This is a genomic window from Streptomyces sp. 378 (assembly GCF_030124145.1).
Classification (GTDB): Bacteria; Actinomycetota; Actinomycetes; order Streptomycetales; family Streptomycetaceae; genus Streptomyces.
Map to the genome: position 1 here is coordinate 113,865 of NZ_JASKMS010000020.1, position 17,747 is coordinate 131,611.

At 69.7% G+C, this 17,747-nt stretch carries 15 protein-coding genes; 2 read left to right on the forward strand and 13 right to left on the reverse strand.

What is annotated here, in order from left to right; translation table 11 throughout:
• Nucleotides 1-124: 124 nt before the first annotated feature.
• The 12 genes from QNO09_RS25465 to QNO09_RS25520 all read right to left on the reverse strand — a co-directional run bounded on the left by QNO09_RS25465 (nt 125) and on the right by QNO09_RS25520 (nt 12,594).
• Nucleotides 125-538: a hypothetical protein gene (locus QNO09_RS25465; RefSeq protein ID WP_283972564.1), complete on the reverse strand. Its 414-nt coding sequence runs from the start codon at nt 536-538 to the stop codon at nt 125-127.
• Between the two features lie 51 nt (nt 539-589).
• Nucleotides 590-1,417, reverse strand: coding sequence for a shikimate dehydrogenase (locus QNO09_RS25470; protein WP_283972565.1), 828 nt, complete (start codon nt 1,415-1,417; stop codon nt 590-592).
• An 11-nt stretch (nt 1,418-1,428) separates the two neighbouring features.
• Nucleotides 1,429-3,114: an endolytic transglycosylase MltG gene (mltG, locus tag QNO09_RS25475; RefSeq protein WP_283972566.1), complete on the reverse strand. Its 1,686-nt coding sequence runs from the start codon at nt 3,112-3,114 to the stop codon at nt 1,429-1,431.
• Nucleotides 3,115-3,235: 121 nt separating this feature from the next.
• The gene (gene ruvX, locus QNO09_RS25480) at nt 3,236-3,700 is read right to left on the reverse strand and encodes a Holliday junction resolvase RuvX (protein WP_283972567.1); all 465 of its coding nucleotides are present in this window, start codon (nt 3,698-3,700) and stop codon (nt 3,236-3,238) included.
• Nucleotides 3,701-3,718: 18 nt separating this feature from the next.
• Nucleotides 3,719-6,391 (reverse strand): alanine--tRNA ligase, encoded by a 2,673-nt coding sequence (alaS, locus tag QNO09_RS25485; protein ID WP_283972568.1) that lies wholly within the window; start codon nt 6,389-6,391, stop codon nt 3,719-3,721.
• A complete protein-coding gene (locus tag QNO09_RS25490) occupies nt 6,391-6,744 on the reverse strand; it encodes a hypothetical protein (protein WP_283972569.1) in 354 nt (117 codons plus the stop codon). The genes alaS and QNO09_RS25490 overlap by 1 nt, the downstream gene beginning before the upstream one ends.
• Before the next feature lie 9 nt (nt 6,745-6,753).
• The gene (locus tag QNO09_RS25495; protein WP_283972570.1) at nt 6,754-7,194 is read right to left on the reverse strand and encodes a DUF948 domain-containing protein; all 441 of its coding nucleotides are present in this window, start codon (nt 7,192-7,194) and stop codon (nt 6,754-6,756) included.
• A gap of 177 nt (nt 7,195-7,371) precedes the next feature.
• Complete coding sequence (gene rpsD / locus QNO09_RS25500; RefSeq protein ID WP_062925769.1) at nt 7,372-7,986, reverse strand: 30S ribosomal protein S4; 615 nt, start codon at nt 7,984-7,986, stop codon at nt 7,372-7,374.
• Nucleotides 7,987-8,290: 304 nt separating this feature from the next.
• On the reverse strand, nt 8,291-9,643 hold the full coding sequence (locus QNO09_RS25505) for a replication-associated recombination protein A (protein WP_283972571.1): 1,353 nt from the start codon (nt 9,641-9,643) through the stop codon (nt 8,291-8,293).
• A gap of 80 nt (nt 9,644-9,723) precedes the next feature.
• Nucleotides 9,724-10,380 (reverse strand): vitamin K epoxide reductase family protein, encoded by a 657-nt coding sequence (locus QNO09_RS25510; RefSeq protein WP_283972572.1) that lies wholly within the window; start codon nt 10,378-10,380, stop codon nt 9,724-9,726.
• A 232-nt stretch (nt 10,381-10,612) separates the two neighbouring features.
• Nucleotides 10,613-11,875 carry a histidine--tRNA ligase gene (gene hisS, locus QNO09_RS25515; protein WP_283972573.1) on the reverse strand — a complete coding sequence of 421 codons (1,263 nt, stop codon included), beginning with the start codon at nt 11,873-11,875 and terminating at the stop codon, nt 10,613-10,615.
• A gap of 11 nt (nt 11,876-11,886) precedes the next feature.
• Complete coding sequence (locus tag QNO09_RS25520) at nt 11,887-12,594, reverse strand: MBL fold metallo-hydrolase (RefSeq protein WP_283972574.1); 708 nt, start codon at nt 12,592-12,594, stop codon at nt 11,887-11,889.
• 167 nt (nt 12,595-12,761) lie between these two features.
• On the opposite strand from QNO09_RS25520, the gene QNO09_RS25525 reads away from it, so the two are divergent.
• Complete coding sequence (locus QNO09_RS25525; RefSeq protein ID WP_283972575.1) at nt 12,762-13,607, forward strand: peptidylprolyl isomerase; 846 nt, start codon at nt 12,762-12,764, stop codon at nt 13,605-13,607.
• A 136-nt stretch (nt 13,608-13,743) separates the two neighbouring features.
• Nucleotides 13,744-14,973: a DUF349 domain-containing protein gene (locus QNO09_RS25530; protein WP_283972576.1), complete on the forward strand. Its 1,230-nt coding sequence runs from the start codon at nt 13,744-13,746 to the stop codon at nt 14,971-14,973.
• A gap of 81 nt (nt 14,974-15,054) precedes the next feature.
• Here QNO09_RS25530 and relA read toward each other — a convergent pair whose 3' ends face one another.
• Entirely contained in the window at nt 15,055-17,577 is a 2,523-nt protein-coding gene (relA, locus tag QNO09_RS25535) for a GTP pyrophosphokinase (protein WP_283972577.1), read from the reverse strand.
• Between the last annotated feature and the right edge of the window lie 170 nt (nt 17,578-17,747).

The window sequence follows — 17,747 nt, forward strand, 5'->3', positions numbered from 1 at the left end:
CTCGCGCTCTGGTTCTGCTGCGTACGCGCCTCGTCGCGTACGGCGACGGCGCGACCGGGTGCGCGGCCCGGTCCGCCGTCTCCGATCCTCCCACGTCGGGGCCGTCACCCCGGCGGCCGGTCCATCAAGCGGACGCGTTCGCGGACGGACCGTCGCCCTGCCGCTGGCGCGGCGCGTAGGCCCCGAGGAAGTCGGCACCGCTCGGCTGCGGCTCGGGCCGGACGTGCTGCGGGGCGTACGCCCCCAGGTGGTCGGCGCCGCTGCCCTGCTGCCGGGCCGGCTGGGGCTGCTGCGGCGCGTACTGCCCCAGGTAGTCCGCTCCGCGTCCCTGCCCGTACCGGGCCGCCGCGTGCACGGGCTGTCCGTCGCGGACGGCACGCCGGTGGGCCATCTTGCGCTTGATCTTGACGACCCACGACGCCACGACGGCGAGCACGATCAGGGAGAGCACCGTGATCTGCACCCAGTCGGGCAGAAAGCCGAGCAGGGACTCGAATATCTGGGACTTGACGGACGCCTGAGGCAGGCCTGTGGACATGACGGACGTTCCCCTCCCCTGTTCCGCCCCCTGCGGAACCGGGAGTGGATCTTATCGGTCCGCGAGAGCCCGCTCCCCCGCTTTTCGCATGGCCCCCAGGGGCGCCGGGGCGAGCCCCGTCATCAGCTCGACCTGGAGCACGGCCTGGTGGACCAGCAGGTCGAGGCCGCTGACGACGGCACCGCCGTACGTCGACCAGCGGGCGGCGAGGTCGGTCGGCCAGGGGTCGTACAGGACGTCGAAGAGGGCCGCCGGGCGCTCCGGCACCGACCGGGCGAGGGCGTCGGTGACACCGGCCGGCGTGGTGCTGATCACCAGGGGCGCGCGCAGGGCCTGCTCGGCGTCCGCCCAGTCGGCGATGCGGACGGCGACGTCGAGCCGCTCTGCCCACCGCCGCATCTCGGCGGCCCGGGCCTCGCTGCGCACGTAGACGGCGATCTCGCCCGGGCAGATCCGGGACAGCGCGGCCAGCGCGGAGGAGGCGGTGGCGCCGGCGCCGAGGACGGCGGCGGCGTCGACCTTGTCGATGCCGTGCTCGCGCAGCGCCGCGACCATGCCGGGGATGTCGGTGTTGTCCCCGACTCTGCGGCCGTCCGCGGTGGTGACGACGGTGTTGACGGCGTCGACCGAGGCGGCGGTCTCGCTGATCTCGTCGAGCAGCGGGATCACGGCCCGCTTCAGCGGCATGGTCAGCGAGAGCCCGGCCCACTCGGCGCCGAGCGTCTCGAAGAACGCGGGCAGTCCGGCCTCGTCCACCTCGAAGCTGTCGTACGTCCAGTCGGCCAGCCCCAGTTCCCGGTAGGCGGTGCGGTGCAGGACCGGGGAGAGGGAGTGGGCGATCGGGGAGCCGAGTACGGCGGCTCGGCGTGCTGCGGCCATCAGGGTCTTCCTCAGTTGTTCCGCGAGGCGTTGAACTGGTCGACCAGCTTCTGGTGTTCGGCGTTCGTCTTCGTGAACTTGCTGGTCTTGCCGTCGAGCGAGATGAAGTAGTACCAGCCGTCGTCCGTCGGGTTGAGGGCGCCCTTGATGGCGTCCTCACCCGGGTTGTCGATCGGACCGGGCGGCAACCCCTTGTGGAAGTACGTGTTGTAGGGGTTGTCGTAGTTCCGCAGCTCGCTCAGGCTCAGGTCGATCTTGCTCTGGTTCTTGATGTAGTTGTAGGTGGAGTCGAACTCCAGCATGCCGTTGGTCTGCGGGTTCGGCTTCATGCGGTTGTAGATGACCTCGGCCATCTTGCGGAAGTCGTCATGGCTGGTGCCCTCGGCCTGGACCAGGCTGGCGACGGTGACCAGCTGCCACGGGTCTTCGAGTCCGAGGCTCTCGGCCTTCTTCTCGACCCCGAGCTCCGCGTACGTCGAGGTGGCCCGCTCGACCATCTGCTTCAGGACGGCCTCGGGCTTCTGCCCCTCGCTCACGCCGTAGCTGGAGGGGAAGAGGAAGCCCTCCAACGGGTCCTTGACGTCGGCGCGGTTCTGCGCCCAGGAGGGCAGGCCGAGCTTCTTGTAGTCCTTCTCGGCGACCGCGGCGGTGGTGCCGGCCTTGACCTTCAGGCGCTTGTCGATGAGCCGGTAGATGTCGGCGTTGCGCTTGCCCTCGGCGATGATCAGATTGTCGCGGCTCTTCGGACTGAGCATCAGTTCGACCGCACTCTCGGCCGACATTTGCTTCTGCAGCGTGTAGACGCCGTTCTGGATGCTCTTGCCGTTCGGGTTCTCCTGCTGGGCCGCGACGAACGCGTCGACGCTCTTGACGACCCCCGCGCTCTTCAGCACCTGGCCGATCTTGTACCCGAGCGCTCCCTCGGGGATCTCGACGGACACCTGCTGCCCGTTGCCGTCGCCCGCGAAGTCCGGGGCGTCGCCGAAACGATCCTGGTAGAACCGGTAACCGAAGTAGCAGACGCCGCCCAGGACGCCGCCGAGCGCCACGACGACCAGCAGGCAGGCCATGCCGCTGCGGCGCTTCTTCGGTTTGCCGCCGCCCCGCCCCCGCTTGTCCTCGCGCCCGCGGCGCTCCTTCGGCTCGTCGCCGTCGTCATCGTCGTCCCCGCCCGCGAAGAAGGCGTGTTCACCCTGGTCAGGGCCGGGGTCCCAGTCCGTCTCCGGTTCCTGCGCCGGCTCATACGCGTCAGGCGTGCCGTAGTGGTCCTGCCGGCCCCCGTCGTACGCACCGGTCTGCTGCGCGTACGGGTCCTGGGGATCGCCGGGGTACGCGACCTGCTGGTGCGGGTCGTTCGACCAGCCGGTGTTGTCGTACTGCTGCTGGTGGTGGTAGCCCTGAGCCTGCTGATGTCCGTGGTCCTGCCGGCCGGGGTTCTGCTGATGGCCCTGGGGCTGTGCCGCGTACTGCTGGTCGTACGGGTACTGCTGCTGCGCCTGACCGTATCCGGCCTGGTCACCGGTAGCCCAGTCGCCGTACTGCGGCTGCTGCGGCTGCTGCGGGTAGTGCTGCGGCTGGCCGCCGTAAGGGGACTGCTGACCCTGCTGGGCCTGCTGTCCATCCCATCCGCCGTCCCCGTACAACGGGTCCTCCGGATGCCACGGTTCGGAGCCTTGGCCCCGGCCATACTCAGTCATCGATCCCCTAGAGCCGCGAGGCGGCGGTCGCGCGGCTTCCGGCCCGGCTTCCGTTCCGCCTCTTGCTGTGCGGCGGTTGTTCGAACGCCGCCGCATCGCGCGGAACGTTACCGTATCGCGATCAGATGACCACTTCGACGCCTTCGCCGGGTGCTTTGCCTGACACCCGTTCGGATTCGAGAGCCTGTTGCAGGATGATCACGGCCGCTGCCTGGTCGATGACGGACCGGCCCTTCTTGGACTTCACGCCTGAGGCGCGCAGTCCCTGACTGGCCGTCACCGTCGTCATGCGTTCATCGACGAGTCTCACCGGAACCGGGGAGATCATGCGGGCCAGTTCCTGGACGAAGCCACGGACCTTGACCGCGGCCGGGCCCTCGCCCCCCTTGAGGGAGCGCGGGAGACCGACCACCACCTCAATGGGCTCGTACTCCTCGACGAGTTGCTTCAACCGCCGCTGAGCCGCCGGGATGTCGCGCCCCGGGACCGTCTCCACCGGGGTGGCGAGGATCCCGTCGGGGTCGCACGAGGCGACCCCGATGCGGGCGTCCCCGACGTCGATCGCGAGTCGACGTCCTCTACGCATGCTTGTCCGACCCGTCTCTTACTTGGCGGTCTCGGTGACCAGGCGCTCCACGGCGTCCACGGCGTCCCCGATGGCGGCCGGGTTCTGGCCGCCGCCCTGGGCGACGTCCGGCTTGCCGCCACCGCCGCCGCCGAGGGTCTTGGCCGCCGTGCGGACCAGGTCGCCGGCCTTCAGGCCACGCTCGCGGGCGGCTTCGTTGGTGGCGATGACCGTCAGCGGCTTGCCGTTCGCCACGGTGAAGAGGGCAACGACGGCGGCCCGTCCGCCCTGGATCCGCCCGCGCACGTCGAGGACGAGCTTGCGCAGGTCGTCGGCGGTGGTGCCGTCCGGGACCTGGCCCGTCACGACAGCGATGCCACGGATGTCCTTGGCGGACTCGGCGAGACCGCCGGCGGCCTGGAGGACCTTCTCGGCGCGGAACTTCTCGATCTCCTTCTCGGCGTCCTTCAGCTTGCCGAGCATGGCGGAGACCTTCTCCGGGAGCTCCTCCGGGCGGCCCTTGATCAGCTCCTGGAGCTGGGCGACGACTGTGTGCTCACGGGCGAGGAAGTTGTAGGCGTCCACACCGACCAGGGCCTCGATGCGGCGGACACCGGAGCCGATGGACGATTCGCCGAGCAGCTTCACCAGTCCGAGCTGGGCGGTGTTGTGCACGTGCGTGCCGCCGCACAGCTCCTTGGAGAAGTCGCCGATGGTCACGACGCGCACGCGCTCGCCGTACTTCTCGCCGAACTCGGCGATGGCGCCCTGCTTCTTGGCCTCGTCGATGCCCATGACGTCGGCACGGACGTCCAGGTCGCGGGCGAGCACCTCGTTGATCTTCTGCTCGACGTCGGTCATCACGGCCGTCGGGACGGCGGACGGGGAACCGAAGTCGAAGCGGAAGCGGCCGGGCTGGTTCTCGGAACCGGCCTGGGCGGCCGTCGGGCCGAGGGCGTCGCGCAGGGCCTGGTGGGTCAGGTGCGTGGCCGAGTGGGCACGGGCGATGGCCTTGCGGCGGCGGTCGTCGATCGAGGCGTGGGCCTTGGCGCCGACGGTCACCTCGCCGACCTGGACGACGCCCTTGTGGACGTAGACGCCCGGGACCGGCTTCTGGCAGTCGCGGATCTCGATGACGGCACCGGTGTCGACCTTGATGCGGCCGGTGTCGCCGATCTGGCCACCGCCCTCGGCGTAGAACGGGGTACGGTCGAGGACGATCTCGACCTCGTCGCCCTCGGTGGCGGCCGGGGAGGAGGCGCCGTCGACGAGGATGCCGACGATCGTGGACTCGCTCTCGGTGTCGGTGTAACCGATGAAGTCGGTGGCACCGGCCTGGTCGGCGATCTCGCGGTAGGCGCCGGCGCCGGCGTGCCCGGTCTTCTTGGCCTGGGCGTCGGCCTTGGCACGCTCCCGCTGTTCCTTCATCAGGCGCCGGAAGCCGTCCTCGTCCACGGAGAGGCCCTGTTCGGCGGCCATCTCCAGGGTGAGGTCGATCGGGAAGCCCCAGGTGTCGTGGAGCAGGAAGGCCTTGTCGCCGGGCAGGACGCTGCCGCCGGCGGCCTTGGTGTCGCTGACGGCCGTGTCGAGGATGTTGGTGCCGGCCTTCAGCGTCTTGAGGAAGGCGTTCTCCTCGGCGAGGGCGACCTTCTCGATGCGCTCCCGGTCGGTGATGAGCTCTGGGTACTGCTGGCCCATCATCTCGATCACGGTGTCGATCAGGTCCTTCACGACCGGACCGGTGGCGCCGAGCAGGCGCATGTTGCGGATGGCGCGGCGCATGATGCGGCGCAGCACGTAGCCGCGGCCCTCGTTGCCGGGGGTGACGCCGTCGCCGATGAGCATCACGGAGGTGCGCATGTGGTCGGTGACCACGCGCAGGGAGACGTCCGAGCCGTGGGCGTCGCCGTAGCGGACGCCGGTCAGCTCGGTGGCCTTGTTGATGACGGCCATCGAGGTGTCGATCTCGTACATGTTCTGCACGCCCTGCAGAATCATGGCGAGGCGTTCGAGGCCGAGGCCGGTGTCGATGTTCTTGCTGGGCAGGTCCCCGAGGATCTCGAAGTTGTCCTTGCCGATGCCCTCGCCCCGCTCGTACTGCATGAAGACGAGGTTCCAGATCTCCACGTACCGCTCGTCGTTGACGGCGGGGCCGCCCTCGGCGCCGAACTCGGGGCCGCGGTCGTAGTTGATCTCGGAACACGGGCCGCAGGGGCCGGGGACGCCCATGGACCAGTAGTTGTCCTTCATGCCGAGGCGCTGGATGCGCTCCTTCGGCACCCCGACGACCTCGTGCCAGATACGCTCGGCCTCGTCGTCGTCCTTGTAGACGGTGATCCACAGGCGCTCGGGGTCGAGGCCGTAACCGCCCTTGTCCTGGGCGCCGGTGAGCAGCTCCCAGGCGAGCTTGATGGCGCCTTCCTTGAAGTAGTCGCCGAAGGAGAAGTTGCCGCACATCTGGAAGAACGTGCCGTGGCGGGTGGTCTTGCCGACTTCTTCGATGTCGGGCGTGCGCACGCACTTCTGCACACTGGTGGCGCGCGAGAACGGCGGCTTGACCTCACCCAGGAAGTAGGGCTTGAACGGCACCATGCCGGCCGGGACGAGGAGCAGAGTCGGGTCGTCCGCGATGAGCGACGCCGAAGGGACGACGGTGTGACCGCGCTCCTCGAAGAAGCTCAACCAGCGGCGGCGAATCTCAGCCGACTCCATCAGTGGTCCTCATTCCGGTTGTACGGGTACGTCTGGTACGCCGAACCCTCGACGTACTTCGGGTGGTTGCGGTTCTCGATGGCCGTGTGGCGCCGGGGTGCCGGCAGCTCGGGGTTCTCGTTGATCCCGAGGGCGTCGCCCAGCTCGGCCTCCCGCACGGCCATGTTGTCCCGGACGTCGAGCGCGAAGCCCACGGCACGGTCCTTGAGGCGGTGACCGGCCTCGATCGCCTTGTTGCCCGCGGTTCTGGCGAGGCTCTCGGGGGTCAGCTGCTTCAGCTTGCGATTGACCTTGGTGGTGGCCCAGACACCGGCGGCGACACCCGTGCTGAACCAGAAGGTACGGCGGAACATCGCTGGCTCTCAGTCCCTCTTCCCTCGGGCGCCGCGCCGGGTGACCGTGCGGCCCACGATCACGGTACGCCGGGGCGCCTTGGCGGGCACGTCCTCCTTGCGGCCGCCGAGGGCCCGGCGCACGCCGTAGCCGAAGGCCGCGACCTTGACCAGGGGGCCGCCGAAGGTGGAGGCGACGGTGGTCGACAGCGCCGAGGCGTTCGACGTGACCTCCTGGACGTCGGAGGCGATCGAGTCGACCCGGTCGATCTGCGTCTGCGCGGAGCGCACCGCCGCGGAGGCTTCGGCCAGCAGCGGGACGGCCTGATCGGTCACGTCCGCCACGAGCTTGGTGGTCGCCTTGAGCGTCTGGGCCACTCTCGCCAGCGCGACGGCGAGGAAGGAGACCAGGATCGCCCAGAAGACGGCCACCAGGATCCCGGCAACCTCTCCACCGGACACTGTGTGCACCCGCTCCCTGAAACGTGCCTGAACATCGAAAAAGTCGTGCGACGAGCCTATCGCGCCGGGGGTGGCGCTCCGTACCGGATTACCCGTGGGGAGCTCGCCGATCGCGAAAGCCCGCCGCCCCGCCCGCCCACAGGGGCGGGGAGACGACGGGCCGGAGTACCGCGTGCCTGCCGAGGATCAGCGGGCGTAGTACTCGACGACGAGCTGCTCGTCGCAGATCACCGGGATCTCCTTGCGGTTCGGCTCGCGGTCCAGGCGGAACGCCAGGGACTTGAGGTTCACCTGGAGGTAGCGCGGGATCTCACCGTCGGGGGCGAAGCCACCCTCACGAGCGATCGTGAAGAGGGTCTTCTCCTTGGAGCGCTCGCGGACCTGCACGACGTCGTCCGGACGGACACGGAAGGAGGGCTTGTCGACCTTCTTGCCGTTGACGGCGATGTGGCCGTGCACGACCATCTGGCGGGCCTGGTAGATCGTGCGGGCGATGCCCGAACGCAGGACCAGGGCGTCGAGACGGCGCTCCAGCTCGATGATCAGGGCCTCACCGGTCTTGCCCTGGACCTTGGAGGCACGCTCGTAGGCGCGGACGAGCTGGCGCTCGGACACGTCGTACTGCGCGCGCAGACGCTGCTTCTCGAGCAGACGGACCTTGTAGTCCGAGTTCTGCTTGCGGCCACGGCCGTGCTCACCCGGCGGGTAGGGGCGGGCCTCGAAGTACTTGACGGCCTTCGGGGTCAGCGCGATGCCGAGGGCACGCGACTTCTTGACCTTGGGGCGGGACTGGTTCGCCACTGTTTTTCGCTTTCCTTGTATCGGCTTGTCAGGGTTGAGGGAGGTCGCATCCGCAGCCGGGGAAACCCGCCTCGGTCCTGGTGGACCTCGGTGGGCAGCCGCTCCCCTGGTCTGGGCACATACGTGCAGCACGCGAGTGGCCCACCGACCGGTTCCGTCCTGCGACGGGTGGTGGTGGGCTGCCCGCGACACCGTTCGACGGTGCGCGACGCTCCTGGAGCCGATCCCGGAGGATCGGGACTCCGGCCGACTGCCCCGTTCTGACTGCACGGGACGCGGCACTCCGAGCGAGTTTACAGGGTGCTCAGGACCGCTTACGACCGAGGTTCTTCCGGGTCCACTCCACCGCGTCCGCGTAGCGGGCCTCCGCGCCGTGCCGGGTCGGCTCGTAGTACGCGCGGTCCTTCAGCTCGTCCGGGGCGTACTGCTGGGCCGCGATGCCCTCGGGCAGGTCGTGCGGGTAGACGTAGCCCTGGCCGTGGCCCAGCTTGGTCGCGCCTTTGTAGTGGCTGTCGCGCAGGTGGGCCGGCACGGGTCCGGTCAGTCCCTTGCGGACGTCCTCCAGGGCGGCGCCGATCGCGGTGGTCGCGGCGTTGGACTTGGGTGCCAGGGCGAGGGCGATCGTGGCGTGGCTGAGGGTGAGCGCGGCCTCGGGGAAGCCGATCATGGCAACGGCCTGGGCGGCGGCGACCGCCGTCTGCAGAGCGGTCGGGTCGGCCAGGCCGATGTCCTCGCTGGCGGAGATCATCAGGCGCCGGGCGATGAAGCGGGGGTCCTCACCGGCCTCGATCATCCGGGCCAGGTAGTGCAGGGCGGCGTCGACGTCGGAGCCCCGGATGGACTTGATCAGGGCACTGGCCACGTCGTAGTGCTGGTCGCCGTCGCGGTCGTACTTCACGGCGGCCCGGTCGACCGTCTCCTCGAGGGTCGTCAGGCCGATCTCCGCCTCGCCCTTGTCGAGGGCGGCCCCGGCGGCCGCCTCCAGGGCGGTGAGGGCGCGGCGGGCGTCGCCGCCGGCGATGCGCAGGAGGTGGGCCTCGGTCTCCTCGGGGAGGGTGACGGCGCCCTTGAGGCCGCGCTCGTCGGTCAGGGCGCGGCGGATGAGGCTGCTGATGTCCTCGTCCGTGAGCGGTTCGAGGGTGAGCAGCAGGGAGCGGGACAGCAGGGGCGAGATGACCGAGAAGTACGGGTTCTCCGTGGTCGCCGCGATGAGCGTCACCCAGCGGTTCTCGACGGCGGGGAGCAGGGAGTCCTGCTGGGCCTTGCTGAAGCGGTGGATCTCGTCGAGGAAAAGGACGGTCTCCTTGCCGTACCCGCCGGTGGCGCGACGGGCGCCGTCGATGACCGCGCGGACCTCCTTGACACCGGCCGTGATCGCCGACAGCTCCACGAAGCGGGCGTCGGTCGCCCTGGAGACGACGTACGCCAAGGTGGTCTTGCCGGTGCCGGGCGGGCCCCACAGGAGCACGGAGGAGGGTCCGGCCGGGCCGGAGGCCTCCCCGACCAGTCTGCGCAGGGGTGAGCCCGGCTTCAGAAGATGCTGCTGGCCCACCACCTCGTCGAGGGTGCGCGGGCGCATCCGCACGGCCAGGGGGCTGCTGGACGGCTCCTTCTCCTGGCGTTCTTCGGCTGCGGCGGTGAACAGGTCGGGCTCCACGTCCCAAACCCTAAGTCACGGCACCGACAATCCGGCCGGGCCCCCGAATCCCTGGCTCGGGCGGTCCCTCAGGCGGTCTCTCAGGCGAACCAGAAGTCCCACCAGCGGGTCAGGACCAGCATGCCGATGATGCCGATGTGCAGCACGGGCATGACCCAGGTGAACTCGCCGAAGAAGGTCTTGAGCCAGCTCGGGGCGGGCAGGAAGCCCTTGCGGATGTTGAACGAGGTCACGTACCAGAACATCAGGATCGTGGCGACCCAGGCCAGGGTGCACCACAGGCAGAGCGCGTTGATCCGGTACAGGGACTGGAACATCAGCCAGGCGCAGAAGCTCACGCCGAACAGGCAGCCGGCGTTGAAGGTGAGCCAGTACCAGCGCGGGAAGCGGGCGCGGGCGAGCAGGCTCACGCCGACGCCGATGACGATGCCGTAGGCGACGAGGCCGAGCATCGGGTTCGGGAAGCCGAAGACCGCGGCCTGCTTGCTCTCCATGACGCTGCCACAGGAGACGACGGGGTTGAGGCTGCAGCCGGGCGTGAACGTCGTGCCCGCGACCTTGGCTTCGAGGATCTTGAACTTGTCGATCGTGATGACCCACGCGGCGAGCAGTCCGGCCGCGCCGGTGATCACCAGCAGCAGGGCGAGGGCCCGGCTGCCGCCCTCCGCGCGGGGTGCGATCTCGGCACGCTCCGGCTCGGGCTCGGTGGAGACGTCCTTGACTGTCGTCTTGCTCATCACGCCGATTCCGTCACTGGAGACTGAACATCTTCGGGCAGGGCCATTGTGCCGCACGGGTGCCGGTGTCCACCGTTCAGTGAACATAAGGAGGTCCGCCCGGTCGCCCCTGGGGGTTGTGTTTCGGCCGACGTGCGTCGCAGGGCAGCACAAGGGTGCGAAGCACCGGGAGACGGCGAAGGCGCCGGACCCTGGTCGGGTGTCCGGCGCCTTCGGGCGGGCTGAGCGCCGGCTAGCCCAGCCGGGCTTCCAGCTCTGCCACGATCTCGTTCACGCCCACCGCCGTCTGCTCGCCCGAATCCATGTCCTTGAGCTGGACGACGCCCTCGGCGAGGTCGCGTTCGCCGGCGACGACCGTGTAGCGGGCGCCGCTGCGGTTGGCGTTCTTCATGGCGCCCTTGAGGCCCTTGCCGCCGTAGGAGAAGTCGGCCGCGATGCCGTTCTTGCGCAGTTCGGTGACCTTGGCGAACAGGACCCGGCGGGCCTCCTCGCCGAGCGGGACGGCGAACACGCTGGTGGTGGCCGGGAGTTCCAGCTCGACGCCCTCCGCCTCCAGCGCGAGGACCGTGCGGTCGACGCCGAGGGCCCAGCCGACGGACGGCAGCGCGGGGCCGCCGATCATCTCGGACAGGCCGTCGTAGCGGCCGCCGCCGCCCACCGCGGACTGCGAGCCGAGGCCGTCGTGGACGAACTCGAAGGTGGTGCGGGTGTAGTAGTCCAGGCCGCGCACCAGCTTCGGGTCGTCCTCGAAGGCGACGCCCGCCGCCGTGATCAGCTCGCGGACCTCCTCGTGGTACGCCTTGCACGCGTCGCACAGGTGGTCACGCAGCAGCGGCGCGTCCCCCAGCTGCTTCTGGACGGACTCGCGCTTGTCGTCCAGGACGCGCAGCGGGTTGATCTCCGCGCGGCGCAGGGTGTCCTCGTCCAGGTCCAGTCCGCGCAGGAACTCCTGGAGCGCCGACCGGTAGGCGGGGCGGCAATCCTGGTCGCCCAGGCTGTTCAGCAGGATCCGGAAGTCCCTCAGGCCCAGCGAGCGGTACGCCTGGTCGGCCAGGATGATCAGCTCGGCGTCCAGCGCCGGGTCCTCCGCGCCGATCGCCTCGGCACCGACCTGGGAGAAGTGGCGGTAGCGGCCCTTCTGCGGACGCTCGTAGCGGTAGTACGAGCCGGAGTACCAGAGCTTGACCGGGAGGTTGCCGGCCTTGTGCAGGTTGGCCTCCAGCGCCGCGCGCAGGACGGACGCCGTGCCCTCGGGGCGCAGGGCGAGCTTGTCGCCGCCCTTGGTCTCGAAGGCGTACATCTCCTTGGTCACGATGTCGGTGGACTCACCGACCCCGCGCGCGAAGAGCTCGACGCTCTCGAAGCCGGGCGTCTCGATGTAGCCGTAGCCGGAGTTGCGCAGCGGCGCGGCGATGGCCTCGCGGACCGCGAGGTACGTGGCGCTGTCCGGCGGGATCAGGTCGTACGTGCCCTTGGGGGCCTTGAAGGTGCTCACGGAAGGTCTCGTCACATTCCTCGTCGGGGAGCCTCGAAGGCTCCCTGGCCGGCCGCCACCTGCCGCAGATACGGGTTGGCGGCGCGCTCCTGGCCGATGGTCGTCTGGGGGCCGTGGCCGGACAGCACCACGGTCGAGTCGTCGAGCGGCAGGCACACGCGGGCCAGCGAGTCGAGCATCTCGGCCATGTCGCCGCCGGGCAGGTCGGTGCGTCCGATGGAGCCGGCGAACAGCAGGTCGCCCGAGAAGAGGATCGGCGGGATGTCCGCCGCCTCGGGCAGGCCGAAGGTCACCGACCCCTTGGTATGACCGGGCGCGTGTGCGACGGACAGCTCAAGGCCCGCCAGCTCCAGCTTCGCCCCGTCGGCCAGTTCCTTGACGTCATCGGGCTCCCCCACGGTCAGCTCACCCATCAGCGGCATCCCGATGGAACGGCCGAGCGCCTTCCCGGGGTCGCTCATCATGTACCGGTCGTCGGGGTGGATCCAGGCCGGCACGTCGTGGGCGCCGCACACCGGGACGACCGAGGCCACGTGGTCGATGTGGCCGTGGGTGAGGACGACGGCGACCGGCTTGAGCCGGTGCTTGGCGATCGCTTCCGCGACGCCGTCGGCGGCCTGATGGCCGGGGTCGATGATCACGCACTCCTCACCGGCGGCGGGGGCGACGAGGTAACAGTTCGTCCCCCAGGCCCCGGCGGGGAACCCGGCAATGAGCACGATCGTCCTTCGTTGTGTCGGTACGGGCGGCTACGGCTGCGCACAGAGCCTACCGGCGCTGCCGATTCCTCAGCGAACCCATATACGGTACGGGGCACACGCAGGCGCTCGGCACACAGGACGCACGCGTACCGGTCGATGTATCAGACCCAAGAGGAGAGAACCCGGTGGTCAGCCAGGAACAGCGGCGGCGTCAGCTCGCCCGGGAGAAGTTCTTGCGGCAGCAGCAGCGACGCACGGACGCGCGACGCAAGGCCCGTATCCGCAACTCCGTGATCGCCTCGGCTCTCGGCGTGATCGTGGTGCTCTCGGTGACGGTCTTCCTGACCAAGCCGTTCGAGGACAACGGCAAGACGGAGAACGCCAACGCGGACGTCACGCCCAGCGCCACGCCCAGCAAGGCCCCGGACCCGTGCGAGAAGCCCGCCCCGGGCAAGGTCGAGTCGCAGACCTGGAAGAAGGAACCGGCGCTGACCATCGACAAGTCGGCGACGTACACGATGAAGCTGGACACGACCTGCGGCGAGATAGACGTCGCGCTGAAGGCGTCGGCCGCCCCGCGCACCGTCAACTCGTTCAACTTCCTTCTCGGCAAGGGCTACTTGGACCACACCAAGTGCCACCGGCTCACGGACCGGAACATCTACGTCCTGCAGTGCGGCGACCCGCAGGGTACCGGCATGGGCGGACCGGGCTACACCATCCCGGACGAGAACCTCAAGGACAAGAGCCTCAAGGGCGGGGTGTACCCGGCGGGCACGGTCGCGATGGCGAACCAGTACAACGCGCAGACGAAGCAGGGCCGCGACAGCGGCGGCAGTCAGTTCTTCCTCGTCTACCAGGACAGTCAGTTGCCGCCCGACTACACACCGTTCGGCACGGTGTCGGAAGCGGGCATGAAGGTTCTGCAGAAAATCGCCAAGGCGGGGGCGCAGGCTCCCGACCCTCAGACGGGCAACACGGCGCCCAACGCGACGGTCGTGATCAACAAGGCCACGATCACCGAATCCTGAGCCCCAACTGCGAAATTTCGGTCGCGCGGGATGCGGACAGGCCCCCCGCCGGTCGCCTATGTTGGCCGTGACGAAACTGTGGACGATGCCCGGGGGAGCTACAGGCCCCTCGCAGGCATCATGTGGAGGAGGCGCTGTGAGCAGCGACCCGTGGGGCCGCGTCGACGAGACGGGGACCGTGTACGTGCGTACGGCCGACGGCGAGCAGGTCGTCGGTTCCTGGCAGGCGGGCTCCCCCGAGGAGGCGCTGGCCTATTTCGAGCGCAAGTACGAGGGCCTGGTTGTCGAGATCGGCCTCCTCGAGAAGCGAGTGAAGACCACCGACCTGTCGGCGAAGGACGCCCACGCCGCGATCGGCCACATCCGGGAGCAGGTCGACGCGCATCACGCGGTGGGCGACCTGAACGCCCTGCGGGTCCGGCTGGACAAGCTCGTGGAGCTGGTGGAGGCGCGCCGTGAGGAGCGCAAGGCGCAGCGGGCGAAGCAGTCCGACGAGGCCCGCCACGCCAAGGAGGCGCTGGTCGCCGAGGCGGAGGAGCTGTCGCAGTCCGACCAGTGGCGGGCGGCCGGTGAGCGGTTGCGGGCCCTGGTGGACACCTGGAAGGGCCTGCCGCGGCTGGACCGCAAGTCCGACGACGAGCTGTGGCACCGGTTCTCGCACGCCCGGTCGGCGTTCTCCAAGCGGCGCAAGCAGCACTTCGCGCAGCTGGACGCGCAGCGCGAGGAGGCCCGCAAGACCAAGGAGCGGCTGGTCGCCGAGGCCGAGGCGCTGTCGAACTCGACGGACTGGGGCGTGACGGCGGCGCGTTACCGCGAGCTGATGTCCGAGTGGAAGGCCGCGGGCCGTGCCCAGCGCGAGCACGAGGACGACCTGTGGAACCGCTTCCGCGGCGCCCAGGACGTCTTCTTCGCGGCCCGCAGCTCGGTCTTCGCGGAGCGGGACGCGGAGCAGACGGAGAACCTCAAGCTCAAGGAGGAGCTCGCCGAGGAGGCCGAGAAGCTCCTGCCGATCACGGACCTGAAGGCGGCCCGCGCCGCGTTCCGGAACGTGAACGAGCGCTGGGAGGCCATCGGTCATGTGCCGCGCGACGCCCGGCCCAAGGTCGAGGGCCGGATGCACGCGGTCGAGCGGGCCATCCAGGAGGCCGAGGAGGCCGAGTGGCGCCGGACGAACCCGGAGGCACGTGCGCGTGCCGAGGGTCTGACCGGTCAGCTCCAGGCCGCCGTGGACAAGCTGCGGGGCCAGATCGAGCAGGCTCGTGCGCAGGGCAACAACGCCAAGGCCGACAAGCTCCAGCGTGAGCTCGACGGCCGCCAGGCGCTGCTGGACCAGGCGCTGAAGGGCCTGCAGGAGTTCGGCGGCTGAGCAGTCGGTCGAAAGCCGGTCGAAAAAGGGCTCCCGTACACCGTGTACGGGAGCCCTTTCGTGTGGTCCTGCGGCGACCGGCTACGACCTGCTGCGCGCCGACGTCACCCGGTACACGTCGTAGACGCCCTCCACGCCCCGGACCGCCTTCAGGACGTGGCCCAGGTGCTTCGGGTCGCCCATCTCGAAGGTGAAGCGGGAGGTGGCGACGCGGTCCCGGGAGGTCTGGACGGCCGCGGACAGGATGTTGACGTGCTGGTCGGACAGCACGCGGGTGACGTCCGACAGCAGCCGGGAGCGATCCAGGGCCTCGACCTGGATGGCGACCAGGAAGACCGAGGACTGGGTGGGCGCCCACTCGACGTCGAGGATGCGCTCGGGCTCCCGGGACAGCGAGTCGACGTTCACACAGTCGCTGCGGTGAACCGATACGCCACTGCCGCGGGTGACGAAGCCGATGATGGGGTCGCCCGGGACGGGCGTGCAGCAGCGGGCCAGCTTGACCCACACATCGTCGACGCCCTTGACGACGACGCCCGGGTCGGCGCTGGAGCGGCGCTTGCTGCTGCGTCCGCGGGCCGGCGGGACCGACTCGTCGATCTCCTCGGTGGCGGCCTCCTCACCGCCCAGGGCCTGGACCAGCTTCTGCACGATGTTCTGCGCGGAGACATGGCCCTCGCCGATCGCCGCGTACAGCGCGGAGATGTCGGCGTAGCGCATCTCGTGCGCGAGGGTCACCAGGGAGTCGCCGGTCAGGATGCGCTGGATCGGCAGGTTCTGCTTGCGCATCGCGCGGACGATGGCGTCCTTGCCCTGCTCGATCGCCTCGTCGCGGCGCTCCTTGGAGAACCAGGCGCGGATCTTGTTGCGGGCCCGCGGTGACTTGACGAAGCCGAGCCAGTCGCGGGAGGGGCCGGCGCCGGCCGCCTTGGAGGTGAAGACCTCCACCAGGTCGCCGTTGTCGAGGGTCGACTCCAGCGGGACCAGCCGGCCGTTGACGCGGGCGCCTATCGTGCGGTGGCCCACCTCGGTGTGCACCGCGTAGGCGAAGTCGACCGGAGTAGCCCCGGCCGGGAGCGCTATGACATCGCCCTTGGGGGTGAAGACGAAGACCTCGTTGCGCGAGAGGTCGAAGCGCAGGGACTCCAGGAACTCGCCCGGGTCCTCGGTCTCCTTCTGCCAGTCCAGGAGCTGGCGCAGCCACGCCATGTCGTTGAGGTGGTCGTCCTTGCCCTTGCCGGACGACTTGGGGGCGTCGCTGCGCACCTTGGACGCGCCGGCGACGGCCTCCTGCTTGTACTTCCAGTGCGCGGCGATGCCGTACTCGGCGCGGCGGTGCATGTCGAACGTGCGGATCTGCAGCTCGACCGGCTTGCCGCCGGGGCCGATGACCGTCGTGTGCAGCGACTGGTACATGTTGAACTTGGGCATCGCGATGTAGTCCTTGAACCGGCCGGGGACCGGGTTCCACCGCGCGTGCACCGTGCCGAGGGCCGCGTAGCAGTCGCGGACGGTGTCCACGAGGACGCGGATGCCCACCAGGTCGTAGATCTCCGCGAAGTCACGGCCGCGGACGATCATCTTCTGGTAGACGCTGTAGTAGTGCTTCGGGCGGCCGGTGACCGTCGCCTTGATGCGGGCCGCGCGCAGGTCCTGCTGCACCTCGTCGGTGACGATGGCCAGGTACTCGTCGCGCTTGGGCGCCCGCTCGGCCACGAGGCGGACGATCTCGTCGTACATCTTGGGGTAGAGGATCGCGAAGGCGAGGTCCTCCAGCTCCCACTTGATGGTGTTCATGCCCAGGCGGTGGGCGAGCGGCGCGTAGATCTCCAGGGTCTCGCGCGCCTTCTTCTCCTGCTTCTCGCGCTTGAGGTAGCGCATGGTGCGCATGTTGTGCAGGCGGTCGGCCAGCTTGATGACCAGGACGCGCGGGTCCTTGGCCATGGCGACGACCATCTTGCGCACGGTCTCCGCCTGCGCGGCCTCGCCGAACTTGACCTTGTCCAGCTTGGTGACGCCGTCGACGAGCAGGGTGACGACGTCGCCGAAGTCGCGGCGCAGGTCCTCCAGGCCGTACTCGGTGTCCTCGACCGTGTCGTGCAGCAGGCCCGCCATCAGCGTGGCCGGATCCATGCCCAGCTCGGCGAGGATGGTGGTGACGGCGAGCGGGTGCGTGATGTACGGATCGCCGCTCTTGCGCTTCTGGCCGCGGTGCCACCGCTCGGCGACCTGGTAGGCACGCTCGATCTGGCGGAGGGTGGCCGTCTCGATCTTCGGGTCGTTGCTGCGCACTATCCGCAGCAGGGGCTCCAGCACCGGGTTGTACGGGTTCGCGCGCTGCACACCGAGCCGGGCCAGCCGGGCGCGGACGCGGTTGGAGGAGCCGGAGCGGGCCGGCTGTCCGGCGGCCTGGCGCACCGCGGGCGGCGGCGTGGGCTTGGGCCGCGACTGCTCGTCCGGCTTGTCGACCGGCGCCGCCTGGGCGTGCTCGACCGGCCCGCGGGTGTCGTTCTTCGCGTGGGGCGCGTTCGGCGCGGGCTTCGCCGCGGCCGCCGAGGCGGACTCGGGCTTGGCGGCGGTCAGGTGCTGGGCCTCGTCTGGCAAGAGGACTCCTCGTGCGCGATCCGGGTCCCCCGGTCAGGCTCCGGACCCCCATGGTAGCGATCCTGAGCTCCAGGATCGTCTTCAGGCCGATGTGAGGACCGTCTACCCCGGAAACGCACGAGGCGGGCACCGGATTCCTCCGGGCCCGCCTGCGCGGTGTGGTGCCGGTG